At 68.1% G+C, this 20,572-nt stretch carries 20 protein-coding genes; 6 read left to right on the top strand and 14 right to left on the bottom strand.

What is annotated here, in order from left to right:
* Positions 1–90: 90 nt before the first annotated feature.
* The 8 genes from U0177_RS01660 to U0177_RS01625 all read right to left on the bottom strand — a co-directional run bounded on the left by U0177_RS01660 (position 91) and on the right by U0177_RS01625 (position 8,237).
* Positions 91–525, bottom strand: coding sequence for an NUDIX hydrolase (locus U0177_RS01660; protein ID WP_409568841.1), 435 nt, complete (start codon positions 523–525; stop codon positions 91–93).
* A gap of 3 nt (positions 526–528) precedes the next feature.
* Positions 529–1,608, bottom strand: coding sequence for an NAD(P)-binding domain-containing protein (locus U0177_RS01655; RefSeq protein WP_409568840.1), 1,080 nt, complete (start codon positions 1,606–1,608; stop codon positions 529–531).
* A gap of 83 nt (positions 1,609–1,691) precedes the next feature.
* Positions 1,692–2,618: a cytochrome c biogenesis CcdA family protein gene (locus U0177_RS01650; protein ID WP_409568839.1), complete on the bottom strand. Its 927-nt coding sequence runs from the start codon at positions 2,616–2,618 to the stop codon at positions 1,692–1,694.
* A 268-nt stretch (positions 2,619–2,886) separates the two neighbouring features.
* Entirely contained in the window at positions 2,887–3,939 is a 1,053-nt protein-coding gene (locus tag U0177_RS01645; RefSeq protein ID WP_409568838.1) for an NAD(P)/FAD-dependent oxidoreductase, read from the bottom strand.
* Positions 3,940–4,316: 377 nt separating this feature from the next.
* Positions 4,317–4,979: a plastocyanin/azurin family copper-binding protein gene (locus U0177_RS01640; protein WP_409568837.1), complete on the bottom strand. Its 663-nt coding sequence runs from the start codon at positions 4,977–4,979 to the stop codon at positions 4,317–4,319.
* A gap of 358 nt (positions 4,980–5,337) precedes the next feature.
* Complete coding sequence (locus tag U0177_RS01635) at positions 5,338–6,321, bottom strand: hypothetical protein (protein WP_409568836.1); 984 nt, start codon at positions 6,319–6,321, stop codon at positions 5,338–5,340.
* Positions 6,322–6,474: 153 nt separating this feature from the next.
* Positions 6,475–6,948 (bottom strand): GNAT family N-acetyltransferase, encoded by a 474-nt coding sequence (locus U0177_RS01630; protein WP_409568835.1) that lies wholly within the window; start codon positions 6,946–6,948, stop codon positions 6,475–6,477.
* Positions 6,949–6,968: 20 nt separating this feature from the next.
* Positions 6,969–8,237, bottom strand: coding sequence for a M16 family metallopeptidase (locus tag U0177_RS01625; protein WP_409568834.1), 1,269 nt, complete (start codon positions 8,235–8,237; stop codon positions 6,969–6,971).
* Between the two features lie 310 nt (positions 8,238–8,547).
* On the opposite strand from U0177_RS01625, the gene U0177_RS01620 reads away from it, so the two are divergent.
* A complete protein-coding gene (locus tag U0177_RS01620) occupies positions 8,548–8,838 on the top strand; it encodes a hypothetical protein (RefSeq protein WP_409568833.1) in 291 nt (96 codons plus the stop codon).
* 128 nt (positions 8,839–8,966) lie between these two features.
* On the opposite strand, the gene U0177_RS01615 is transcribed toward U0177_RS01620, so the two are convergent.
* The 3 genes from U0177_RS01615 to U0177_RS01605 all read right to left on the bottom strand — a co-directional run bounded on the left by U0177_RS01615 (position 8,967) and on the right by U0177_RS01605 (position 12,484).
* Positions 8,967–10,370, bottom strand: coding sequence for an MATE family efflux transporter (locus U0177_RS01615; RefSeq protein WP_409568832.1), 1,404 nt, complete (start codon positions 10,368–10,370; stop codon positions 8,967–8,969).
* 136 nt (positions 10,371–10,506) lie between these two features.
* Complete coding sequence (locus U0177_RS01610; protein WP_409568831.1) at positions 10,507–11,817, bottom strand: cytochrome P450; 1,311 nt, start codon at positions 11,815–11,817, stop codon at positions 10,507–10,509.
* 46 nt (positions 11,818–11,863) lie between these two features.
* A complete protein-coding gene (locus U0177_RS01605) occupies positions 11,864–12,484 on the bottom strand; it encodes a TetR/AcrR family transcriptional regulator (protein ID WP_409568830.1) in 621 nt (206 codons plus the stop codon).
* Between the two features lie 394 nt (positions 12,485–12,878).
* Between U0177_RS01605 and U0177_RS01600 the strand changes: the two genes are divergently transcribed.
* From U0177_RS01600 to U0177_RS01580, 5 genes are read left to right on the top strand one after another with little or no spacing between them, the layout of a single operon-like run.
* On the top strand, positions 12,879–14,135 hold the full coding sequence (locus U0177_RS01600) for an MFS transporter (protein WP_409568829.1): 1,257 nt from the start codon (positions 12,879–12,881) through the stop codon (positions 14,133–14,135).
* A gap of 7 nt (positions 14,136–14,142) precedes the next feature.
* Positions 14,143–14,763: a YgjP-like metallopeptidase domain-containing protein gene (locus U0177_RS01595; RefSeq protein WP_409568828.1), complete on the top strand. Its 621-nt coding sequence runs from the start codon at positions 14,143–14,145 to the stop codon at positions 14,761–14,763.
* A 33-nt stretch (positions 14,764–14,796) separates the two neighbouring features.
* Entirely contained in the window at positions 14,797–16,338 is a 1,542-nt protein-coding gene (zwf, locus tag U0177_RS01590; protein ID WP_409568827.1) for a glucose-6-phosphate dehydrogenase, read from the top strand.
* 15 nt (positions 16,339–16,353) lie between these two features.
* Positions 16,354–16,815, top strand: a complete 462-nt coding sequence (locus U0177_RS01585; protein ID WP_409568826.1) for a hypothetical protein — start codon at positions 16,354–16,356, stop codon at positions 16,813–16,815.
* A gap of 16 nt (positions 16,816–16,831) precedes the next feature.
* The gene (locus U0177_RS01580; protein WP_409568825.1) at positions 16,832–17,968 is read left to right on the top strand and encodes a glucose-6-phosphate dehydrogenase assembly protein OpcA; all 1,137 of its coding nucleotides are present in this window, start codon (positions 16,832–16,834) and stop codon (positions 17,966–17,968) included.
* A 97-nt stretch (positions 17,969–18,065) separates the two neighbouring features.
* Here U0177_RS01580 and U0177_RS01575 read toward each other — a convergent pair whose 3' ends face one another.
* From U0177_RS01575 to U0177_RS01565, 3 genes are all read right to left on the bottom strand, one after another.
* Entirely contained in the window at positions 18,066–18,314 is a 249-nt protein-coding gene (locus tag U0177_RS01575) for a hypothetical protein (RefSeq protein ID WP_409568824.1), read from the bottom strand.
* Positions 18,315–18,398: 84 nt separating this feature from the next.
* The gene (locus tag U0177_RS01570) at positions 18,399–19,430 is read right to left on the bottom strand and encodes a LacI family DNA-binding transcriptional regulator (protein ID WP_409568823.1); all 1,032 of its coding nucleotides are present in this window, start codon (positions 19,428–19,430) and stop codon (positions 18,399–18,401) included.
* Between the two features lie 42 nt (positions 19,431–19,472).
* Positions 19,473–20,516 carry a YbhN family protein gene (locus U0177_RS01565; RefSeq protein WP_409568822.1) on the bottom strand — a complete coding sequence of 348 codons (1,044 nt, stop codon included), beginning with the start codon at positions 20,514–20,516 and terminating at the stop codon, positions 19,473–19,475.
* Positions 20,517–20,572 lie beyond the last annotated feature (56 nt).

Genomic DNA, 20,572 nt, shown 5'->3' with positions numbered 1-20,572 from the left:
AAGATTGATGAGTGCAGTATAGCGCGGGCGTGGCGGCGCAGCATCGGCCGGCAGGGTGATCGGCGGTAGGCCATTGGAATGACGGGCGGCTCATACCAACAGCGCCAGGGCGCGCCGCAGCACCTCGCGCACCTGCGAGTAGCCGATCAGCGCCAGCGCGTCGGCTGGGGCGTGCCACTCAGCTGCGGTGATGCCCTCGTCGGCGCTGGGCGTGGCCTCGGCGGCGGCGGCGCGCATCAGGAAAAACGCCACCTGCTTCAGGCGCGGCTGGCCCCGCTTCGAGAGCACTGAGTACTCGATCTCGGCGACGAGCGCGCCAAGCTGGCCGCGCACGCCAGTCTCCTCCCACACCTCGCGTGCTGCCGCGTCGGCGTCGCTCTCGCCGAGTTTGAGGTGGCCCTTGGGCAGCGTCCAGGCGCCGTAGCGATCGTGAATGAGCAGCAGCCACAGCGCGCCGGCGGTGTCGTGGCGGTATACCACGCAGCCGGCGGCGCGCTTCACTTTTGTCGGCGTGGGCTGGTTCACGGGCTAGTTGGCCTGGATGTGCTCGAAGGCCAGATCATAATTGCGCGCGGTCGGGCCACCCAGACGCGCCGGCCAGCTGCCGGTGATCGCCTGGGCGATCTTGCCGGCGTGGGCGTGGCAGTTCTCGATGAACAGGGTGTAGCGCTGCTGCACGCCAGCTGCCACGGTGCCGGCCAGGTACAGGCCGGGCACATTCGTCTCCATGGTGTCCGGGTCGAAGCAGGGCACGCGATTCTCGCCGCGCAGCTCGACGCCGGCCATTTCGAGCAGCTGCTGGTCGCCGCGGAAGCCGGTATTCAGCAGCACGAAGTCGGTGGCGTGGGCGACCGGCGCGCCGCCGGCTGCGGGCGCGAGCAGCACGTGGGTGGGCGTGATCTCGAGCGGTATCGTGCTCGGCAGAAACGTGATCGAGCCGGCCTCGATCTGGGCGTTCAGGTCGGGCAGCAGCCAGTGCTTCACGCGGCCGGCGTCGAACTGCGGCTTGCGGTAGCTGACGGTGACATGGGCGCCGGCGCGCCAGCAGCGCAGCGCGGCCTCGGCGGCCGAGTTCTTGCCGCCGACGATCAGCAGCCGGCGGCGGAAGTAATCGTGCGGGTCGCGGAAGTAGTGTGATACATGCGGCAGGTCTTCGCCGGGGATGCCCAGCCGGTTGGGCCAGTGCATATCGCCGATCGCCAGCACCACGCGGCGGGCGCGGTAGCGCCGCTCGCCGGCCAGCGGGCTGGTGCGGAGCGCGAAGCCATCGGGGCCGGGCTCGATCGCCGTCACTGGCTCGTAGCTATTGATCGCCAGGTCGAACTGCTCGACCACACCCCGCAGGTAGGCCAGGTAGTCTTCGCCGGTGATGCGCTGCTGGTGTTTGTTGGGGATGGGCACGCCGGCGATCGCCAGGCGCTCGGTGGTGCTGAAGAAGTTCGTATTGCGCGGCCACCAGGTAAGCGTGTAGCCGATCTGGTGGGCGTCGAAGTGGATATAGCGCGCGCCGGCGAGCTTCAGGCATGCCGCCAGCTCAATGCCGATCGGCCCGGCGCCGACGATCGCTACGTCGTACACAGCAGGGTCATTTTCAGAAGAATAGCTCATGCCGTCCTCTTGCGCGGCTTCCTCCCGCGCGGCAGGTCATCCAAAGGGCTGCAGGCCCGCCAGGGCATTTTTTTTTGGCAGGGCTAGCGGCCGAAGAACAGGCGCTCAATGCCCTGCTCGAGCTCGACCGCCCACTCGCCCATGCGTGTCTGCTGCGACCACTGGCTGAGCAGGGTGAGCTGGCCGGTGGCGAGCAGCACGCCGACAATCACCAGCAGCACGCCGCTGGCGATGCTGGTGGTGTGCAGGTGCAAGGTGGTGAAGCCCAGGTTCAGCTCGACGCCGCGCCCGCGCATAAATGCCCAGAAGCGCGAGCCTCGGCCCAGGCGGCTGAAGAATGTGGCCATGATGATCAGCGGCATGCCCAGGCCCAGCGCGTAGATAAACGCCAGCACCGCGCCCTGCACGATCGCGATGCCTTGGGTGGCCAGCAGCGTCAGCAGCGCGCCGAGGATCGGGCCGACGCAGGCCGTCCAGCCGAGCGCAAAAGTGGCGCCATACAGGTACGAGCCGGCCACGCTGGCGGTCGGGCGGTCGAGCAGCTTGGCGCCGGTGAAGCCCTTGCCAAGGATGCTCATGACGCCGAACGCGATCACGATCAGCCCGCCGATCGTGGTGAGCGCGCCAAGGTAGCTGAACAGGATCTGGCTGAGCGCGGTGGCACTGGCGCCGAGCACGACCATGGTCGTCGCGAGGCCGAGGAAGAACGCGATCGTCATGAGCACCACGCGCTCGCGGCGGGCCTGGAAGGTAAAGGCGAAGTAGGCCGGCAGGATCGGCAGGGTGCAAGGCGAGAGAAAGCTGAAAATGCCGGCCAGAAAGGCCGCCGGCGCCAGCACCAGCACGCTTCCACTGCCGGCGGGCGTAAGCCCGGACGCAGCGCTGCGCAGGCTTAGCAGTGCGACCGCGCCCAGCGCCAGCGCGACGCCAAGGCCGATCAGCAGGCCGCGATATGGGAATGCGCGCTCGGCGGTTTCGCGCGCGGGGGTATCGAGCTGCGGTGCTGCCATAGCTTCCTCTCTATGTGAAAACAGAACCGAGCGACGCTCGGCGTGTATGGCCGTACATCTCGGCGTGGCGCAGCCGCAGGGGCACCTTTGCGAGCGCCGTGCTAGCCTATTATACACCTGGAGATCCTACGAGAGTCTTAAGAATGACTAAGTGCAGGCTATCACACATCCGAACCGGGTTTGACGAAACACGGAAGACGAAAGACGGCGCTGCTTTGTCTTGCATCTTTCGTACTGAAAACTCGGCTCGAACTCGCGGTAGCCTGTGCTAAGCGTGTGTGTGCTGTGTGCCGAGCCAGCGCTCGATCGCAGCGGCGGCGCGCCAGCCGCTTTCGATCGCCAGGTGCACGCGCCCCAGGCCGGCGGTGTAGTCGCCGGCGAAGAACAGGCCGCTGCCACTGCCGTTGAGCGTGTCGAAGTCGGCGCCGGAGTCGGGCAGGGCATAGGGCCAGCGCGCGATGTCGCTCCACAGCGGTGCGCCGAGGCCGTCGCCAAGCAGGCTGGCCACCAGCGGCGCCACCAGCTGCTCGGCTGCGGCAGGCGTGGCGTCCCAATGCTCGTCGCTCCAGCGCGGGCTCATCTGGGCCATCAGCAGGCTATGGCCGGGCGGGCAGCGCTCGGGCGCTTTGGCGTGCTCGAGCGCCAGCCAGGCGATCGGGTGCGCGCGGTCGATGTTCAGCAGCGCGTAGAACGGCCGCTCGATGCGGCCGGCATAGGCAAGCGCCAGCGATACGCAGCGCCGGTAGCGCGCGCGGCCAAGCGCATCCAACAGGGTCTGCCGCAGCTCGGCGCCGAGCGTGCTCGCGGCGAGTATCGCAGCGGCCTCGGGCGCCGGTGATGTCAGCAGCACGGCGTCGGCGGCGCCAAGTGGTTGGTTGGCGTCGCCCGATAGCAGCCAGCGGTCGTGGGAGGGCGCAAGCGCCGCCACCGGAGTTTCGCGCCGCACGTCCAGGCCCTCGGCCAGCCGGTCGGCCAGCTGGCCGATGCCGCCGCGGTAGATCCACTTGGCCTCGGCGTTCAGCGCCGGGTCGCCGGGCGTGATCGCACCCGCGCCGCTGAACAGCCACACCGGCAGGCCGATGTCGCGCAGTCCGTCGGCCGCCAGCTCGTCGCGCAGCAGCCGCTCGAGCGCGGGCGTGGGCGCGCGCAGGTTCTGCGCGCCGTGGTCGAAAATGAAGCCCTCGCGCCGACCGGTGGCCAGCCGGCCGCCGAGCGCGGCGCCGCGCTCGTAGAGCGCCACCGTGATGCCGGGGCGCTGCCGTAGCGTGCGGGCCGCCGCAAGGCCAGCCGCGCCCGCACCAATGACTGCAACTGTGCGCACTATCTTCTGCCTTTCGTGCAGCGGGGCCTGGCCCGCCACCAGCGGTGGCCGAATACAAACCACGCTCATGATACCGCGCACTTCAAATTTTGTTAGGGCTTATACCAACTCCGTTTGATTACTTGTGTTTTCTTGGCGCCGGCAGCCGGGCGCCGCAGAAAAGAAAGTTCGAGGGCGGCGAAGCCGCCCCGAACCCCCACCATAATCCAAGCGATCAGCCGGATTTGATATTAGGGGCTTGGAAATTGGTAATCATCCAACGGGAGGATTGGACGATCTGCGATCGGCAGAGCGGTACTATTTTATTGTATGCGGTGTTTCCGTGCGAAGCGCTGGAACACCGCATATAGAAGCATACTGCCGTAGCGAGGCATAGGCTATGGCGCGACGACAATTTGCTTGATCATGCCGGCCTTGAAGTGCCCCGGAATATTGCACACAAGCATGTATGTGCCGGGCGTGAAGTTGAGCGTGACGGTATCGGATTTGCCCGGCCCCAGATCGGCTACTTCGCCGATAGAATCGAGCTTGCCCTCGTCGAGCCGCCCGAGGTCGGCGACATATGGCAGCGCGCTCGCGGCTAGGTCGGTTTTGAAGACCACCATTTCGTGGGTGACGTCTTTTGCCGCATTCGTGACCTGCAGGGTGATAGTGCCGGCTTTGAAATGCGTGGTATCTGGTTTGATCGAGAAGGTGTCGAGCGCCACTTTCACGCTGCTGGCCTGCGTGCCCGGGGTTGCGCTGGGCGTAGGGCTTGCGTGTGTCGCCGGCTGGGTGTTGCCTGTGCCGTGCAGCGTGGTTTTGGCGATCGGGCTGCTGGTGCTGGTTTGAGCCGCGGTGGCGCTGGGGCTAGGCGGGGCGGCAGTGGCAGTGGCGCTAGGCGGGGCGGCGGTGGCGCTAGGGCTAGGCGGGGCGGCGGTGGCAGTGGGTTCGGATTCTGGTGCAATTGTAGCGACCTGCGGCGAGCCGCAGGCGGCGAGTGCGAGCGTGAGGCCGAGCGCGACGCCCGCGAGTAACCTGGGAGTGGTAGATCGGCGCATTGTTTTGCTCCTTGTTCGTGCATCTGCGCGAGCAGTGCAGCGTGAATGAATGATGATGACATGGAGCGGGCTTGTGCGATCGTATGGCCATGGCGTGCCAGCGCGAGAAAACCGGCGCGATCCACAACGATTGTGATTCCACACTAGGCGAACGCTGGGGCCGAACGGGCGGGTACGGCCGCGCGATGACAGTATTACAAGTTTTATTTTTCACAAACTGCAAAGCAGCGCGCCCGGCCGGAATTGAGTGCTGCCGGGCGCGCGTTGTCGGGGCGTACTTTTTATGGTGTTCGGAGCTTGGCGCCCCGGTTTCCGAGCCGGCCGTCACCGCAGTGCTGGGTGCGACCGGCCAAACCTGCTACGGGGTAAGCGCATACACGCCGCCGCGGTGGCGCCCAGGCCCCGGCAGAGTTGAGTCGGCCCAGGCGAAGAAGTTGCGGTTATGCGCGCGGTGTACGCCGCCCGAGCCGGTGTTGGCCTCGATCACCTTGTTGACGATCGCCTGGTTCAGCGTGCCTAGCTCGATCAGGCGCACCTGGGCGCTGTCGCGGTCGGGCGCGAGCGCCGACACCAGCAGCGCCGAGTCGTCGAGGGTGAGGGTCGCGCCCACTACGGGCGTACCGGTGCGCACGTCACGGGCGATCAGCTCGACCTTGCCGCCACTGATGCGGAAAACGCCGCCGCTCTCGCCGCCGGAGGCGCGCCGATCGGCTACGAAGAGCGTGCCGTTTTTGGCGACTGCGATGCCGACAGGCTCGACCAGCGGGGCGCCTTTGGCCACCACGGCGGCGGGTGCCTGGCCGCTCAGCGCCAGCTTCAGCACGGCCGGCTCGCCCGAGCCAACCAGATTGCCCGAGAGGTACAGCACGTCGGCGCCGTTCTCGCTGGCCACCTCGAGGCCGCGCGGCGCGGTGCCGGCGGTCGCGGTCAGCTCGGTGGGCGCGCCGCCGGCGGCCGGCACTGCGAACACCCGGCCTGGCCGGCCGTCGCTGCCGGTGGCCTGCGCGTCGGCCACATAGATCTGCCGGCCATCGGAGCTGATCGCCAGGCCACGCGGCGCGACGAATGGCGCGCCAACCGCGATCGGCTTGGTGGCGCCGCCGGCGGCCGGCACGCTGAACAGGCCGGCGCCCTGCGCGCCGGTGGCCGTGAAGTAGATCTGCGTTCCATCGGGGTCGGGCGTGGCGTCCCAGGGGGTGTCGTACTGTTCGGCCTGGCTCACCAGGTTTACGCTGCTCAGCGCATCGTTGCGCAGCGGCAGCGCGGCGGTGCCGCCGCACGCGCCCAGCAAAAATGCCATCGCAAACCCCACAACCGCCCGGCGAAGCTGTCGTACGTGCATGCTCGTCTCCATTCTGGTGATACATTCGCTGCTAGCCGCGTGGTTTGGCGGGGAGTGCGGGTACGTGCGGCTGTCTACACAGAGATGCGAGCGCGCGCGGTGTTGTGGATGAGTTTGGAGGCGTGGCGGGAAAACAGAGGTTCAGCGGGGGCGTTAGCTGGCGGCGGCGAGATCGCGGCGGAACACCAGCATATCGCGGATACGAATGCCGTTCTCGTAGACCGGCTCGTGGTAGTACCAGAAGTAATCTTTGCGCACCGAGTCCATGCGGAAGCCGCACTTCTGGTAGAACGCGATGTTGCCGATGCTGGCGTTGGCCGTGCCTACCAGCATGGCAGTTTTACCGCGCTGGCGAGCCTCGGATGCGAGCCACTCGAGGATCTGGCGGCCCAGGCCCTGGTGCTGGCGTTCGGGCGCCACCGCCAGCTCCATCAGCTCGCACGGGTCGGCGCGCCACTGCATCGTAGCCGCGCCGACGAGCGTGCCGCCGTCATCGGCGCGGTAGACGGCGTCGACGAGGTTAGCAAGGCCCCAGCGCAGGCCAGGCTCGGACTCCTCGGCCAGCAGCAGCAGCGGGATGAGCGCCTCGACCTCGCCGGGGCGCGCCGCGCGAATGGTAATACTCATAGCTGGTAGTCTACCGCGCGCTAAGCGAGCGTGAGCAGCGCCCGCAGCTCGTCGCCGTCGTCGTATGGGCCAATCACCGCGAGGTGCAGCGCGTCCTGGCGCAGCACGCGCTGGGCCACGCGCAGCACGTCGTCGCGCATCACCTGCTCGACCTCGGCCACCACCTGGTCGACGGGGATGACCCGGCCGTAGCGCAGCTGGTGCGAGCCATTGCGCGAGGCCACCGACCAGGTATCTTCGAGCGATAGCAGGATGCCGCCTTTCACCTGCTCTTTCACGCGGCGCAGCTCGTCGTCGGTGATGCCGTCGTTCAGCGCGCCGCGCAGCTCGCGCATGGTCGTCTCGAGGCAGGGCGCCAGGTTGTCGGGCTCGACGCTGCCGTAGATCACCCACTTGCCGGCGTCGTGATGCTCGCGGCTGTACGAGCCGACGCTGTAGGCCAGGCCCAGCTCTTCGCGGATCTCCTGGAACAGGCGCGACGACATCCCGCCGCCCAGCACGGTGTCGAACACCTGCATGGCCCGCCGGTCGCGGTCGTTCTGGGCGATACCAGGGAAGCCGATGCAGAAATTGCCCTGCTCGCTGTCGTCGGTGCGCAGCGCAAGCGCCGGGCCGGGCTGCGGCGGCACGCTAGGCACGAACAGCGCCGGCTCGCCGTAGGGCATTGGGTCGAAGGCCTGGGCGATGGCCATGGCCGCGCGCTCGGCGGCAATGTTGCCGGCGATCGAGATCACGGTGTTGGCGCGGTTGTAGTGGCGGGCCCAGTGCGCCACCACCTGCTCGTGCGCGAACGCCGCCACCGAGGCCTCGTCGCCGGCGATATCGCGGCCCAGCGGCTGGTCGCCCCACATCGCGCCGTCGAGCAGCAGGTGCACCAGCTCCGAAGGCGTGTCTTCAGTCTGGCGCAGCTCCTCGGCGATCACGCGGCGCTCCTTCTCGACATCGCGCGGGTCGAAGCAGGGCTGGAGCAGCATGTCCGAGAGCACATCGACCGCGCGGTCGAAGTGGATGTCGGCCACCTTGGCGTAGTACACGGTCGATTCGAAGCTGGTATAGGCGTCGAGGATGCCGCCAATGCCCTCGATCGCATCGGAGATGAGCCGCGGCGTAGGGTGGCGGCGGCTGCCCTTGAACAGCATATGCTCGATGAAGTGCGAGATACCGCAGCTCGGCGGGTTCTCGTGGCCCGAGCCGACGCCCACAAAGCAGCCGACCGAGACGGAGTGGGTGTGTGGCAGCTCATCGACCAGCACGCGCAGGCCGCCGGGCATTGTGAAGGTTTGTAGCATTCGGCATCCAGACTCATAGCAGCGAATTTGCAATGCTATTATACGGCCAGATCGGCGGTTGTGCTTGCGGGCTATGCTATAATTCAGGGCTCGTGCAAAGTCGGCCCTCACCCCCCTACCCCCCCTCTCTGCGCGCGGGTATGAGGGGGAGTATTGTTGGCTGTGTGGTGCGGTCGCGGCGGCGACCACACCACAAAGCCAGATGTGTTACCCCTCCCCTGACAGGGGAGGGGGTAGGGGGAGGGGTCGAAAGACGTTGCACGAGCCCTGTGCTATAATTCGCGCGCATCGACACCGACAGGAGGAGCAGATGTATAGCAAATTTGGCACAGTGATCGCCGTGGCGCTGGCGATCTTTCCGTTCGCGGTGGTGCTGGCCAAGCTGGCCGAAACCGAAGGCGCGGTCACGCTGATCGTCGTGGCGGCGATCTTTGTGGTGTTCTTCGCGACACTGCTGATTGCCACGCGGATCACGCTCGAGCCCGAGGCCGCCGGCGCGCCGCAGCCGCCCGCCCCGCCGATCGCCTGGAGCTGGGATGGCGTCAACCGCCGCCCCGCCGACGGCGAGGCTGCCGAAAGCTCGAGCGAGGCGCACCACTAGGCATTAGCTATCAAGCTGCGGTGCCCTGCCCGGCGAAGCCGGGCAGGGCATCGTAAAACAACAGCGGGGCGGCGAAGCCGCCCCCGAACCCCCACATACAGCACCTGATCAGCCGGAGGTGGTACTCGCTACCCGCCAGCTGCCACCGTACGCCGGAAGCGCCGCCACATCAGCAGCGCCATGGCCGGCGACACGATCAGGAACGCTGCCCACACCGACGCCAGGCCACCGCCGATCGTCTCGATCAGCGCAAACGCCAGGCCAACCGCGAGCCAAATGCCGACGCCGCTGACCATGAGCGGGAACTGGGTGTTGCCGGCGCCGCGCAGCGCGCCCGACTGCACAAACATCACCGCCCAGAACGGCTGCGCCAGCGCAACGATCCGCAGGCCCGACGCGCCGGCCGATACCACCGCCTGATCGCTGGTGAACAGGTGCAGCACCTGCGGCGCGAAGATGAATAGCAGCGCGGCGATTGCGCTCATCCAGGCCACCGCCCAGATCGTTGCCACGCGCGCGGCAGCGCCGCCCTCGCCGATGCGCTGCGCCCCGACGCTCTGGCCGACCAGCGCGGTGGCCGCGATGCCGAAGCCAATGCCCGGCAGGAACGAGAGCGACAGCGCGTTGAAGGTCACACGGTGGGCCGCCAGCATCTCGGTGCCGAGCCGCGCCACCACCATCGACAGCGCCAGAAACGCGCCCGACACCAGTACCTGCTCGAGCGCGGCCGGCACGCCGATCTGCAGCACTTGGCGGGCAACCTTCAGGTCGGGCAGCCAGCTGCCGTGGCCGCCAATCGACACACCGTTGCGGCCGCGCCACAGCACGCCCACCAGCAGGAGCAGCGCCAGCGCGCGCGCCAGGAACGTGGCCCAGGCACTGCCCACCGGCCCGAGCGCCGGCAGGCCGAAGTGGCCATAGATCAGGCTGTAGGCCAGGCCCACATTCACCACATTTGCCAGCGCCGTCACCAGCATGGGCGTGCGCGAGTCGCCGGCGCCGCGCAGCACGCCGCCGCCGATGAACAGCGCCACCAGCACCACCACGGTGCCCATCGTCACCTGCATGTACTGCACGCCGATGCGCGCGACGGCCGGCTCGAGGCCGAATATACTGATCACCGGCCCCGACAGCAGGTAGCCGCCGATCGCCAGCGGGATCGAGAGCAGCACGCTCCAGATCAGCGACTGGCGCGCCAGATTGCCGGCGCGCAGGGGGTCGCGCGCGCCGATGGCCTGGGCTACCAGCACCGCGCTGCCGACCGCCAGCGCACTGAGCGCCGAGATCAGGAAGAACATGACTTGGAGCGCGCTGCCGACGCCGGCGATCGCCACCGCGCCCAGGCCGGCCACCAGCAGTGTGTCGATGATGCCCAGCAGCGTCTCAAGGAAGTTTTCGCCGATCACCGGCCAGGCCAGCCCAAACACGCGCCGCCGCAGCGTCGCCGCGTCGAGCGGCGCGGGCGCGTCGGCGGTTGCACCCATGCTGGCCTCCAGCTCGATCTCAGGCAGTTCTTGTTCGAGTATTGCCAAAGCGAATCACACTCCTTTCAACATACGTCTCACTATCATACCCGGCCGAGCTGCCAGCCGCAATGGCCCTTCGGTCGAGCTAGAAATACATCGATTGACGGAAGGCCGCGCCGTGCGCGAGCCAGCCCCGGCGGCGTCAGCGGGCATGCACGCGCATGCGGATGCCGTCGAGCGGCGCGCCGGTGGGGCGGTATATCTGGGCGATCTGCTGGCCGGGGGCAAGATCGAGCTGGTAGTGCCGCAGCACGTGCGAGGCCAGCGCCTTGATCTCGACCTGCGCGAAGTTGATGCCGATGCAGATGCGCGGCCCGCCGCCAAAGCCTACCAGCGCGTAGGGGTTCTTCTTGTGCTCCTCGCGCGGCGGCGCGAAGCGATCCGGGTCGAAGCGATCCGGGTCGGCGAAGATTGCCGGCAGCCGGTGCGCCCCGGCGATCGAGTAGAACACGTACGTTCCGGCCGGCACGTGGTAGCCGTTGAACTCGAAGTCTTCGAGCGCGCCGCGCGGCCCCTCGGCTATGGGCGGGAACAGCCGCTCGGCCTCGCTCAGCGCGTTCTCGAGCACCTTCATGCGCTTGATCTGATCGAGTGTCGGGTCGGCGTGTGGCGCGACGCCCAGAGCGGCCTGCTCGCCGAGCACGCGCTGCAGGTACGCGGGGTGCTGGCTCAGCAGGTACAGCAGCCACGCGCTGAGGCTGGTGGAGGTTTCGTGGCCGGCCACCAGCAGAATGTTCGTGTGGGCGATCAGCTGTTCGTCGCTCAGCGCGCCGCCCTGGCCGTCGCGCGCCTGAACCAGCAGCCCCAGCACGTCGTCGGTGGGGCTGGCGCGGCGGGCGTGGAGCTTGGGCAGCAGCAGATCCAGCAGGCTATGCTGCAGCCGGCCGAGCTGCTCGGCGTACTCCTGGTCGCTGGCGACATTCGAGCCGAGCGTCAGCAGCGCGAAAAAGATCTCGCGAAACTGATCGACCTCGGGGCCGGTGCGAAAGCCTAGCAGCGCCTCGGCGGCCACGTCGAAGGTGATCTTGCGGGCCTCGTCGTAGATATCGACCTCGGCGCGCGCGGCCCAGCCAGCGCTGCGCTCGCGAATGATCCGCTGCATGAGCGGCAGGTAGCGATCCATGTAGCCGATCGCGAAGGCCGGGTTCATGATCCGGCGGTGCTCGTCGTGGCGCTGGCCGTCCATCGTCAGCAGGCCGTCGCCGTACACTTCGATCACGCCAAGCAGCTCGCCCCAGCCGACGCGGTGCGAGAACTTCAGGCGCTCGGTGGCGAGCACGAAGCGGTTGGCCTCAGGCCCAACCAGGTACACCAGGTCGTGGCCAAACGGCGTTGTGGTGCGAAAGATCGCGCCGTGGCGCGCATAGCGCTCGGCGATCGCGCGTGCCGGGTCGGCGGCCATCTCGTCGCTTGGCTCGACAAACGGGATATCGTGGAAGGGCCGTGTGCTCATGGGATACCTCTGGTGCATAGTGGGCGCCGGCGGGGTGCCTGGCGTGCTACTCGGCGATATACGCCGTGAAGAAGCCGCGCACTGCGCGATCAACCAGCCTGGCGCGGCACTCGGGGCTTGCCTCGATGCGCCCCGACATGCTGAGCGAAACCAGGCCGTGCAGTGTGGCCCACAGGATCATCACCGCATCTTCCAGCTCGGCGCGGCTGCTCAGGCGCGGCGCCAGATCGGCCAGCGCGGCGAGCGTGTACTCGAACACCGCGTCGGCTTCGGCCAGCGCGATGCCAGGCTGGGCCGCGCCCTCGCCGGCGCAGAAAGGCACGCCTAGGCCGTGCATCAGCTGGTAGAGCTGGGGGTTGTGCCAGGCGAAGGCGCAGTAGGCCTGGCCGAGCGCCACAACGCGCGCCTCGGCGCCTTGCTCGGCATCGGCGGCGCGGCGCATGTCGGCCAGCAGCAGCACAAAGCCGGCGCGCATCAGCTCGAGCAGCATGGCCTCTTTGCTGGCGAAATGCTCGTAGATCGTCGGCGGGCTATACTCGACGCGCTCGGCCACGCGGCGGATGGTGACTGCCTGCCAGCCTTCTTGCCCGGCGATGTCGCGCGCGGCCGCCAGGATGCCCTGGCGCAGCATCTGGCGCTCGCGCTCGCGCCGCTCTTTCGTGCCCATCGTGCCTCGGAGCCGCCTGAACAGGCGGAGTGCGCATCCCTTCAGAGCCTGTTTGGAAAAGGGATGCGCGAGGGGCTATGCCCTCGCACTTCCCTTCTGGCGGGTGGCGGCCACATTCGTGGCCGCCACCCGCAGAAAAGTGAAACTTGGAGGGACGAAGTCCCTCCAAACCACCCTTTTCAAACAGCTTCTCAGACAGATTCTCAAATAGCTTTTCGGAAATCTAACAACGTTAGGAAATATATCATTATTCATTTGCTCTGTCAATGCCGCACGAGCAAAATACATCGTTTGACGGAGGCCGGCCGCGAAGGGCGTGCGGCGCAGCCAGAGTATAATGCGCCGCACCTGGCGCGCCGATGTTTGCGCGCCGCTAGCTGGTCGACGCCGAACCATGCGCAACTTCCGCACGTTTCTACGGCCCGAGACGCTTGAGCAGCGCAACATTCGCAATGTGCTGGTGGATGGCATTGGAGTGGGCCTGGTGTCGGGCGTGGCCACATTCCTCTCGGTGTTTCTGGTGCGCTTAGGCGCGTCGTCGTTTCTGGTGGGCCTGCTCACCTCGATGCCGGCGCTCACCGGCATTGCGCTGGCGCTGCCGGTGGGCCGGCTGCTCGAGCGCCAGCGCAATATTGTGCCGTGGTACTCGCGCGCGCGGGTATGGGTGCTCGGCTCGTATGCGCTCACCGGCCTGGTGCCGTTTGCCTTTACCGCCGGCCAGACGCCGCTGCTGGTGATTGCGATCTGGGCGATCGCCACGGTGCCGCAGACGATCGTGAATGTGGCGTTCACAGTGGTGATGGGCACGGTAGCCGGCCCCGACCGGCGCTACTACCTGATGAGCCGGCGTTGGTCGATCCTTGGCCTGACCACTGCGGTGACGGTGGCGCTGGCCGGCTGGCTGCTCGAGCGATTCGTTTTTCCGCTCAACTACCAGCTGGTGTTTATTGGCTCGTTCGCGGGCGGGCTGCTGAGCTTTGCGTTTTCGAGCCAGATCAGCATCCCCGACAACGAGCCGGCCGAAGCTGGCGCCGGCGCGGGCCAATCGCGGCGCGAGCAGCTGCGCGAGGGCATGCGGGCGCTGCGCGAGAACGCCGCCTTCAGCCGGTTTGTGCTGAGCCAGTTCGTGTTTCGCTGCGGCATCACGCTGGCGCTGCCGATCTTCCCGCTGTACTGGGTGCGCGAGCTACACGCCTCGGATGCCTGGATCGGCATTATCAACACCGTCAACAGCGGCGTGCTGCTGGTGGCCTACTTTCTGTGGTCGAGCGTATCGCGGCGGCGCGGCGCCGTCCAGGTGCTGCAGGTATGCGCGTTCGGGCTGGTGCTGTACCCGCTGCTGGCCGGGCTGACGCCTAGCGTAGCGCCGCAGCCGCTGTACGCCGGCATGGGCGGGATCTTCATGGCCGGGATCGACCTGGTGCTGTTCGACATGCTGCTGAGCACCTGCCCGCCGCGCCACACCGCCACCTACGTGGCGCTGTACCAGCTCACCACGTACCTTGCCACATTTGTGGCGCCAACGTTGGGCACGGCGATCGCCGACGGCTTTGGCGCGGCGCCGGCGCTGTTCGTAGCAGCCGGGCTGCGGCTGGTCGGGGCCGCGCTGTTTGTGCTGCTGCGGGTGGGCCGGCCGCAGATTCGGGTATAATGCCGGCATGTCGAATACTAAACCACAAATGATCACCGTCGACGGCGTCACGCTGACCTTGCAGATCGAGCGCAAGCGTGTGAAGAATATCAACGCGCGCCTGCGCGGCGAGGTGCTGGCAGTCAGCGCGCCGCTGAACACGCCGCAGGCCACGCTCGATCAGGTGATCCCCGATCTGGCGCGCCGGCTGGTGCGGCGGGTGCGCGCTCGCCAGATCAACACCGAGGACGACGCGCTGGCGCTGGTGCAGCGCGTGGCTGCGCGCTTTCCGCAGCCGCCCAGCGTGGCGCGCGTGCGCTGGGCCACCAACCAGCAGGCGCGCTGGGGCAGCTACAGCGCAGCCACGCGCACCATCCGCCTGAACGCGGCGCTGCGCCACATGCCCGGCTGGGTGCTCGAGGCGGTGGTGGCGCACGAGCTGGCGCACGTCTTTTTCCAGGATCACGGGCCGGGCTTCTGGAAGCTGCTGCGCAGCGTCGAGCCGGCCGTCGATCGCGCCGACGCGTTTCTGGCGGGCGTAACGTGGCTGGGCCACTACTGGGAAAGCCTGCCGCCGGTGGAGCGTGGGTTGCTAGCCAGGGTGCAGGGCTATCTCGACGACGCCAATGACCAGGCTCAGCGCGATTGAGCCGCGCCGCCGTGGCGAGCAAGCAGGAGCATTATGACCGACACCGTCTCTATCGCCAACCCACTGCGCGCCGGCATGCGCATGCAGCGCACCCCCGAGCCATGCACCGTGGTGATCTTCGGCGCCACCGGCGACCTGACGCATCGCAAGCTGGTGCCGGCGCTCTACAACCTTCAGCGCGAGCGGCTGCTGCCGCCCGGCTTCAGCGTGGTGGGCTTCGCCCGGCGCGCCTGGAGCGACGAGTTCTTTCGCGAATCGCTGCTGAACGAGGCCAAGGAGTTCTCGCGCAGCGGCGTCGAGCCGACGCTGTGGGAAACTTTTGCCGAGGGCGTGAGCTATGTGCAGTCGTCGTTCGACGACCCGGCCGGCTACGCCGCTCTGGCCGCGCGCCTGAACGAGCTCGACGAGCGGCGCGGCGCCAGCGGCAACCGGCTGTTCTACCTCTCCACGCCGCCCGAGTCGTACGCGACGATCATCCAGCAGCTGGGCGCGGCCGGGCTGGCGCGCTCGCCCGGCGACGGCTGGACGCGGATCATCATCGAGAAGCCGTTTGGCCGCGACCTGGCCGGCGCGCGCGCGCTCAACGCCGAGGTGCACAAGGTGTTCGACGAGCGGCAGGTATACCGCATCGACCACTACCTCGGCAAGGAGACGGTGCAGAACATTCTGGTGTTTCGCTTCGCCAACGGCATCTTCGAGCCGCTGTGGGATCGGCGCTATGTCGACCACGTGCAGATCACCGTGGCCGAGACGGTGGGCCTGGAGGGGCGCGGCGGCTACTACGAGCACGCCGGCGCCATGCGCGACATGGTGCAGAACCACCTGATGCAGCTGCTGACGCTCACGGCTATGGAGCCGCCGATCGGCTACCGCGCCGACGCCGTGCGCGACGAGAAGGTCAAGGTGCTGCGCGCCATCCGCGCGGTCGCGCCCGAGCAGGTCGAGCAGTTTACCGTGCGCGGCCAGTATGGCGCCGGCTCGATCGGCGGCGAGCCGGTGCCGGGCTACCGCCAGGAAGAGGGCGTTGCGCCCGAGTCGGGCACCGAAACCTACGTGGCGCTGCAGTTCTTCGTCGATAACTGGCGCTGGGCCGGGGTACCGTTTCTGCTGCGCACCGGCAAGCGCCTGCCCAAGCGCGTCAGCGAGATCGCCATCCAGTTCCGCTCGGCGCCGCTGATGCTGTTCGAGGGCGGGCCGCTCAGCGATATCGAGCCGAACGTGCTGGCCATGCAGGTACAGCCCGACGAAGGCATCACGCTGCGGTTCGACTCGAAGGTGCCCGGCCAGGCCAACCAGATCCGCCCGGTAACGATGGACTTCCGCTACAACGCGGCGTTTGGCGTCGAGTCGCCCGAGGCCTATGAGCGGCTGCTGCTCGACGCCATGCTGGGCGACTCGACCCTGTTCACGCGCAGCGACGAGGTCGAGGCCTCGTGGTCGCTGATCACGCCAATTCACCAGGGCTGGGCCAACGCCGCGCCGCCAGCGTTCCCGAACTACGAGGCCGGCACCTGGGGGCCGAAAGAGGCCGACCGGCTCCTGGGCAAAGAATGGCGTGCCTGGCGCCGGCTGTAACGAAAGCGACGAACCATGTTCATACTTGCCGACGTGGCGATTGGCCCGATGATTTTGCTCGGCGGCGTGCTGGCCGGGCTGGGGCTGTTCATCCCGGTGACCCTGCTCGAATCGCTGGTGATCTGGCGCATGCGCTGGGGTACCTATCGCCAGTCGCTCATCGACTCGACGCTGGCGAATTTGGTGTCGACGCTGGTGGGCGTGGTGTTTTTCGCGGTGTACTATGCCACCACCTACCGCTGCGAGACGCAGGAGAGCGCCGATAAGCTGCAGAGCGTCACGAACTGCGGCTTCGCGATCTCGCCGCTGGTGTGGCTTGTAGCCACGGCGCTGCTGTCGATTGTGATCGAGGGCCTGGTGCTGCAGTGGCGCAAAAACTACGCGCCGCGGATCACCTGGGACGCCGCAATTGCCGCGAATGTGGCAAGCTACGTGCTGCTGGCCGCGCTGCTGTTCTGGGGCCTGCTGACGTTCTAAACGCATTGGGGGGGCCATGAGCGATATCGCGATCTCCGAGCCGCTGGGTGCGCCCGCGCCGCTCGAGTCGCGCGCGATCGAGCGCGCGCTGAGCGATCTGTGGAAGCAGGCTACCAGCGAGCTTGCCGGCGCCCGGCGCGGCGCGCCGGCGCGCACCCGCGTGCTCAACCTGATCGTGGTGACGCGCGGCGCTGGCGCGGCACGCGCAGCCTTGGACACGGTGGCCCGGCTGACGCCGCGCCACCCGCACCGCGCGATTGTGGTGAACGCGCTGCCGCACGACCAGCGCGACCAGCTGGCGGCCTGGGTGCAGGCGCACCGCGGCGAGCACGCCCACGGCCGCCCGCTCTCGTGGGGCGAGCAGATTACCATCGAGGCGCACGGCCCGGCGATCGAGCGGGTGCCGAACGCGATCCTGCCGCTGCTGGTGCCCGATGTGCCGGTGATGCTGTGGTGGATGGCTGGCGCGCCGTTCGACGACCCGCGCTTCACCCGGTTTGGCAGCCTGATCGACCGGGTGGTGGTCGATAGCGCCACCTTTGACGCGCCCGAGGCCGGACTGGCGCGCATGGCCGAGCTGCTGGCGGCGGGGATGCGCGTGAGCGACCTGGCGTGGAGCCGGCTGACGCCGTGGCGCGAGCTGACGGCGCAGTTCTTCGACGCGCCGGCCCAGGTGGCGCACCTGCGCGAGCTGACGAGCGTGACGGTGAGCTACGAGGCCAGCGACGCCGCGGCCGATCGCAGCCAGGCGCTGCTGCTGGTGGGCTGGCTGGCGGCGCGGTTGGGCTGGCGCGTCAACGCCCCGCTGGCGGCGCGCGCCGATACAAGCGCGCGCCTGCGCCGCGACGACGGCAGCGAAGTGCTGGTGCGGCTGCGCCCGGCCAAACCAAAAGACGACGAGCTCGACCGGCTGGCCGCGCTGCGGCTCGAAAGCCCGCGCGCGCTGTTCAGCGTGGCGCGCGACCGCGTGCCGAACTGCGCAGTGGCGCGCGCCGAGGTGCAGGGGATGCCGGCGCTGGTGCGGCGCGTGCGGCTCGAGCACCTCGACCAGGCCGAGCTGATCGGCGCCGAGCTGCGGCTGCTGGGCCGCGACGTCACCTTTGCCGAGGCGGCGCGCGTGGCGGCCGAGCTGGCGGGCCTCGCCGACGGCTGACGGGCGCGCCGGCAGCGCCACCCGAGGCCACGCAAAAACAGCGCTGCTCTGCCGAAGGCAAAAACGCCGGCCGTGTCGCGCGTGTAGAACTAGTGGCCTAGAACGCCGCAGCGACCACCTGAAACATTTTGATCGCCGCCAGCAAGCACAGCAGCGCGATCAGCGCGATCGGCCCCCACACCCCCAGCAGTGTCAGCGCCCGCTCGGCCGCGCCGGGGCTGTCGGGGCGGAAGCCGGGTACAACCTGCGCCCCGGTGGCGTTCGCGCCGCCGAAGATCGCCAGCGCGCCCAGCAGCAGAAAGGCGATTGCGCCGCCCAGCGTAATCAGTGCCCCAAGAACAAGCATTGCTCTCTCCTTGCATGGTACTCGCGAGTAGTTGTTCACGCCTCGCTCTTCGGCCGAGTTTGGAAAGCGCCGGCTCGCGGAGCGCTACGCCAGCGTCGCGACCGACTGGCGCACTACCAGCTCGCACGGCAGCATGTGGTGTTGCGCGGCGGCGTTTTGCTGCAGCGCCGCCACGAGCATCTCGGCGGCGAGCGCGCCTTTTTCCTCGACCGGCTGGCGCACGGTAGTGAGGCCAGGCCGGGTATACCGCGCTTCGGGCAGGTCGTCGAACCCGACAAACGACAGGTCGCGCGGCAGGTGCAGCTTGTGCTCGCGGGCTGCGTCGATCGCGCCAATCGCGGCGATGTCGCTCATGGCCACAATTGCGGTGGGGCGCAGCTCGGCGCGCCAGATCTGCTCGAAGGCCGCCTGGCCGCCTTCCCAGCTGCTCGCGGCCTCGACGAGCTGGATGCCGGGGCTGCCGAGCGCGAGGCCGTACTCGGCCAGGGCGGCGCGGTAGCCTTCGAGGCGCGCCGCGAGTGTGCCGGTGTACTCCTCGATCTGGCCGGCCTTGCCCGAGTCGAGCGCGATGATGGCGATCTGGCGGTGGCCACGCGCCAGCACGTGCTCCATTGCCATGCGCGCGCCGCTGCGGTCGTCGACATTCACGCTTGGTATGTCGGCAGGCGTGTCGCTATCGACCATCACGAATGGCACGTCGCGCCGGCGCAGCAGCTGGATCTCGCCGCGATCGACCTCGAGGCCGACCACCACAAAGCCGTCGACGGTGGCGTGCGGGATGGCCTTCAGCACCGAGCCCCACAGCGGCGGCACCAGCATGAGCGTCACGCCGACACGCCCGCACACCTTGCCAATGCCGCGGATGAACTGCGTGTAGAACGGGTTTGCCAGCGCGGTGGCAATATCTTGCGGCAGCAGCAGGCCCAGCGCATTGGTGCGCCGTGTGGTCATGCTGCGGGCGATCGGGTCGGGGGTGTAGCCCAGGCGCTCGGCGATATCGCGGATGTGGCGCACAGTGGCTGGCGCTAGCTGCGAGGGATCGTTGAACGCGAACGATACCGCCGTCTTCGATACGCCGGCCTCTTTTGCGATATGCGAGATCGTCACTTTTGCCATAGCTGCTCCTGCCGCGCCATTATAACACCATGCCCCGCTGCGCTAGTTGCCGGCGGGCGGCTCGGGCACCCGCCGCAGCAGCAGGCGGTAGCACAGCGCCGCCACCGGCAGCATCAGCCAGAAGCTAAACAGGCGGAACAGCACCGTCGCGCCTAGCGCCGCCTCGAGCGGCACGCCCTGGATCGTGAGGGCCACCGTCAGCGCGGCCTCGACGGTGCCGCCGCCGGCTGGCAGCAGGGTGTAAGCACTTACGATCAGCGAGAGGCCAAACGCGGCCAGCGCTTCGAGCGGGCCGATCGTGACGCCGAGCCCGTGCAGGATCGCCAGCAGCGCCAGGCTGTGTAGTGTAAATATAATCAGCTGCAGGCCGATCAGCGAGAGCACGCGCAGCGGCTGCTCAAGCACCAGCTGGCGGTTGTGGGCCAGCTCGTCGACCATGCGGCGCACCTGGGTTTCGCTCGACACCGAGCCGAACAGCCGGTCGAGCAGGCGCTTCACGCGCATCGCCCAGGCCAGCATCGTATCGCGCGGGCGGCTGCCGATGAACAGGTAGACGCCGATCATCAGGCCGACGGTGGTGAAGCCGGTGAGCGACGCGCCGGCCAGCGTGCTGTCGCTGGTGGTGGCGAGCACATACACCATGCCGTACACGAACAGCAGCAGCATCGCGCCGCCCCAGCTGAGCAGCTCGAGGCTGGCGATCACCGCGACGCTGGTGGCGGGGATGTGGCGGCGGCGCAGGCTGGTGGTGAGAAACGCATAGCTGGCGACGGTGCCAACCGGCAGGGCCTGGCTGAGCAGCATTGTCACCAGCGCGGCTGCCGAGAGCCACAGCGGCGGCGCGCGGTAGCCCAGCGCGGCCAGCACGCGGCCGTAGATCTGCCCGGCGCACAGAAAGCCCGCCAGGATGGCCAGGATGGCCAGCAGCAGCCAGAAGGGCCGCGCGGCCTCGATCAGCGCCAGCGCCTCGAGCGATTTCACCCGGATCTTCGGCCAGTTCAGCGCCGCCAGCGTCGCCAGCACGCCCACCAGCGCCAGGCTGATCAGGGTTGTCCAGGGAATGCGACGGCGTTGTTGTGCTTGCATGTGCTCCTTTGGATCGGCGAGCCGCGCTCGCCTTGCGAGCATGGGCGGCGCGCGCC

Origin of the sequence: Kouleothrix sp., from assembly GCF_046328425.1 — a bacterium.
GTDB lineage: Bacteria > Chloroflexota > Chloroflexia > Chloroflexales > Roseiflexaceae > Kouleothrix.
The sequence above is the reverse complement of the archived record's forward strand: the minus strand, read 5'-3'. Positions and strand labels throughout refer to the sequence as shown.

Excerpts from the sequence above, each read along its gene's own strand:
- U0177_RS01655 (WP_409568840.1), bottom strand. The coding sequence starts at position 1,608 with ATGAGCTATTCTTCTGAAAATGACCCTGCTGTGTACGACGTAGCGATC.
- U0177_RS01650 (WP_409568839.1), bottom strand. The coding sequence starts at position 2,618 with ATGGCAGCACCGCAGCTCGATACCCCCGCGCGCGAAACCGCCGAGCGC.
- U0177_RS01640 (WP_409568837.1), bottom strand. The coding sequence starts at position 4,979 with ATGCGCCGATCTACCACTCCCAGGTTACTCGCGGGCGTCGCGCTCGGC.
- U0177_RS01635 (WP_409568836.1), bottom strand. The coding sequence starts at position 6,321 with ATGCACGTACGACAGCTTCGCCGGGCGGTTGTGGGGTTTGCGATGGCA.
- U0177_RS01630 (WP_409568835.1), bottom strand. The coding sequence starts at position 6,948 with ATGAGTATTACCATTCGCGCGGCGCGCCCCGGCGAGGTCGAGGCGCTC.
- U0177_RS01625 (WP_409568834.1), bottom strand. The coding sequence starts at position 8,237 with ATGCTACAAACCTTCACAATGCCCGGCGGCCTGCGCGTGCTGGTCGAT.
- U0177_RS01620 (WP_409568833.1), top strand. The coding sequence starts at position 8,548 with ATGTATAGCAAATTTGGCACAGTGATCGCCGTGGCGCTGGCGATCTTT.
- U0177_RS01610 (WP_409568831.1), bottom strand. The coding sequence starts at position 11,817 with ATGAGCACACGGCCCTTCCACGATATCCCGTTTGTCGAGCCAAGCGAC.
- U0177_RS01605 (WP_409568830.1), bottom strand. The coding sequence starts at position 12,484 with ATGGGCACGAAAGAGCGGCGCGAGCGCGAGCGCCAGATGCTGCGCCAG.
- U0177_RS01600 (WP_409568829.1), top strand. The coding sequence starts at position 12,879 with ATGCGCAACTTCCGCACGTTTCTACGGCCCGAGACGCTTGAGCAGCGC.
- U0177_RS01595 (WP_409568828.1), top strand. The coding sequence starts at position 14,143 with ATGTCGAATACTAAACCACAAATGATCACCGTCGACGGCGTCACGCTG.
- zwf (WP_409568827.1), top strand. The coding sequence starts at position 14,797 with ATGACCGACACCGTCTCTATCGCCAACCCACTGCGCGCCGGCATGCGC.
- U0177_RS01585 (WP_409568826.1), top strand. The coding sequence starts at position 16,354 with ATGTTCATACTTGCCGACGTGGCGATTGGCCCGATGATTTTGCTCGGC.
- U0177_RS01580 (WP_409568825.1), top strand. The coding sequence starts at position 16,832 with ATGAGCGATATCGCGATCTCCGAGCCGCTGGGTGCGCCCGCGCCGCTC.
- U0177_RS01575 (WP_409568824.1), bottom strand. The coding sequence starts at position 18,314 with ATGCTTGTTCTTGGGGCACTGATTACGCTGGGCGGCGCAATCGCCTTT.
- U0177_RS01570 (WP_409568823.1), bottom strand. The coding sequence starts at position 19,430 with ATGGCAAAAGTGACGATCTCGCATATCGCAAAAGAGGCCGGCGTATCG.
- U0177_RS01565 (WP_409568822.1), bottom strand. The coding sequence starts at position 20,516 with ATGCAAGCACAACAACGCCGTCGCATTCCCTGGACAACCCTGATCAGC.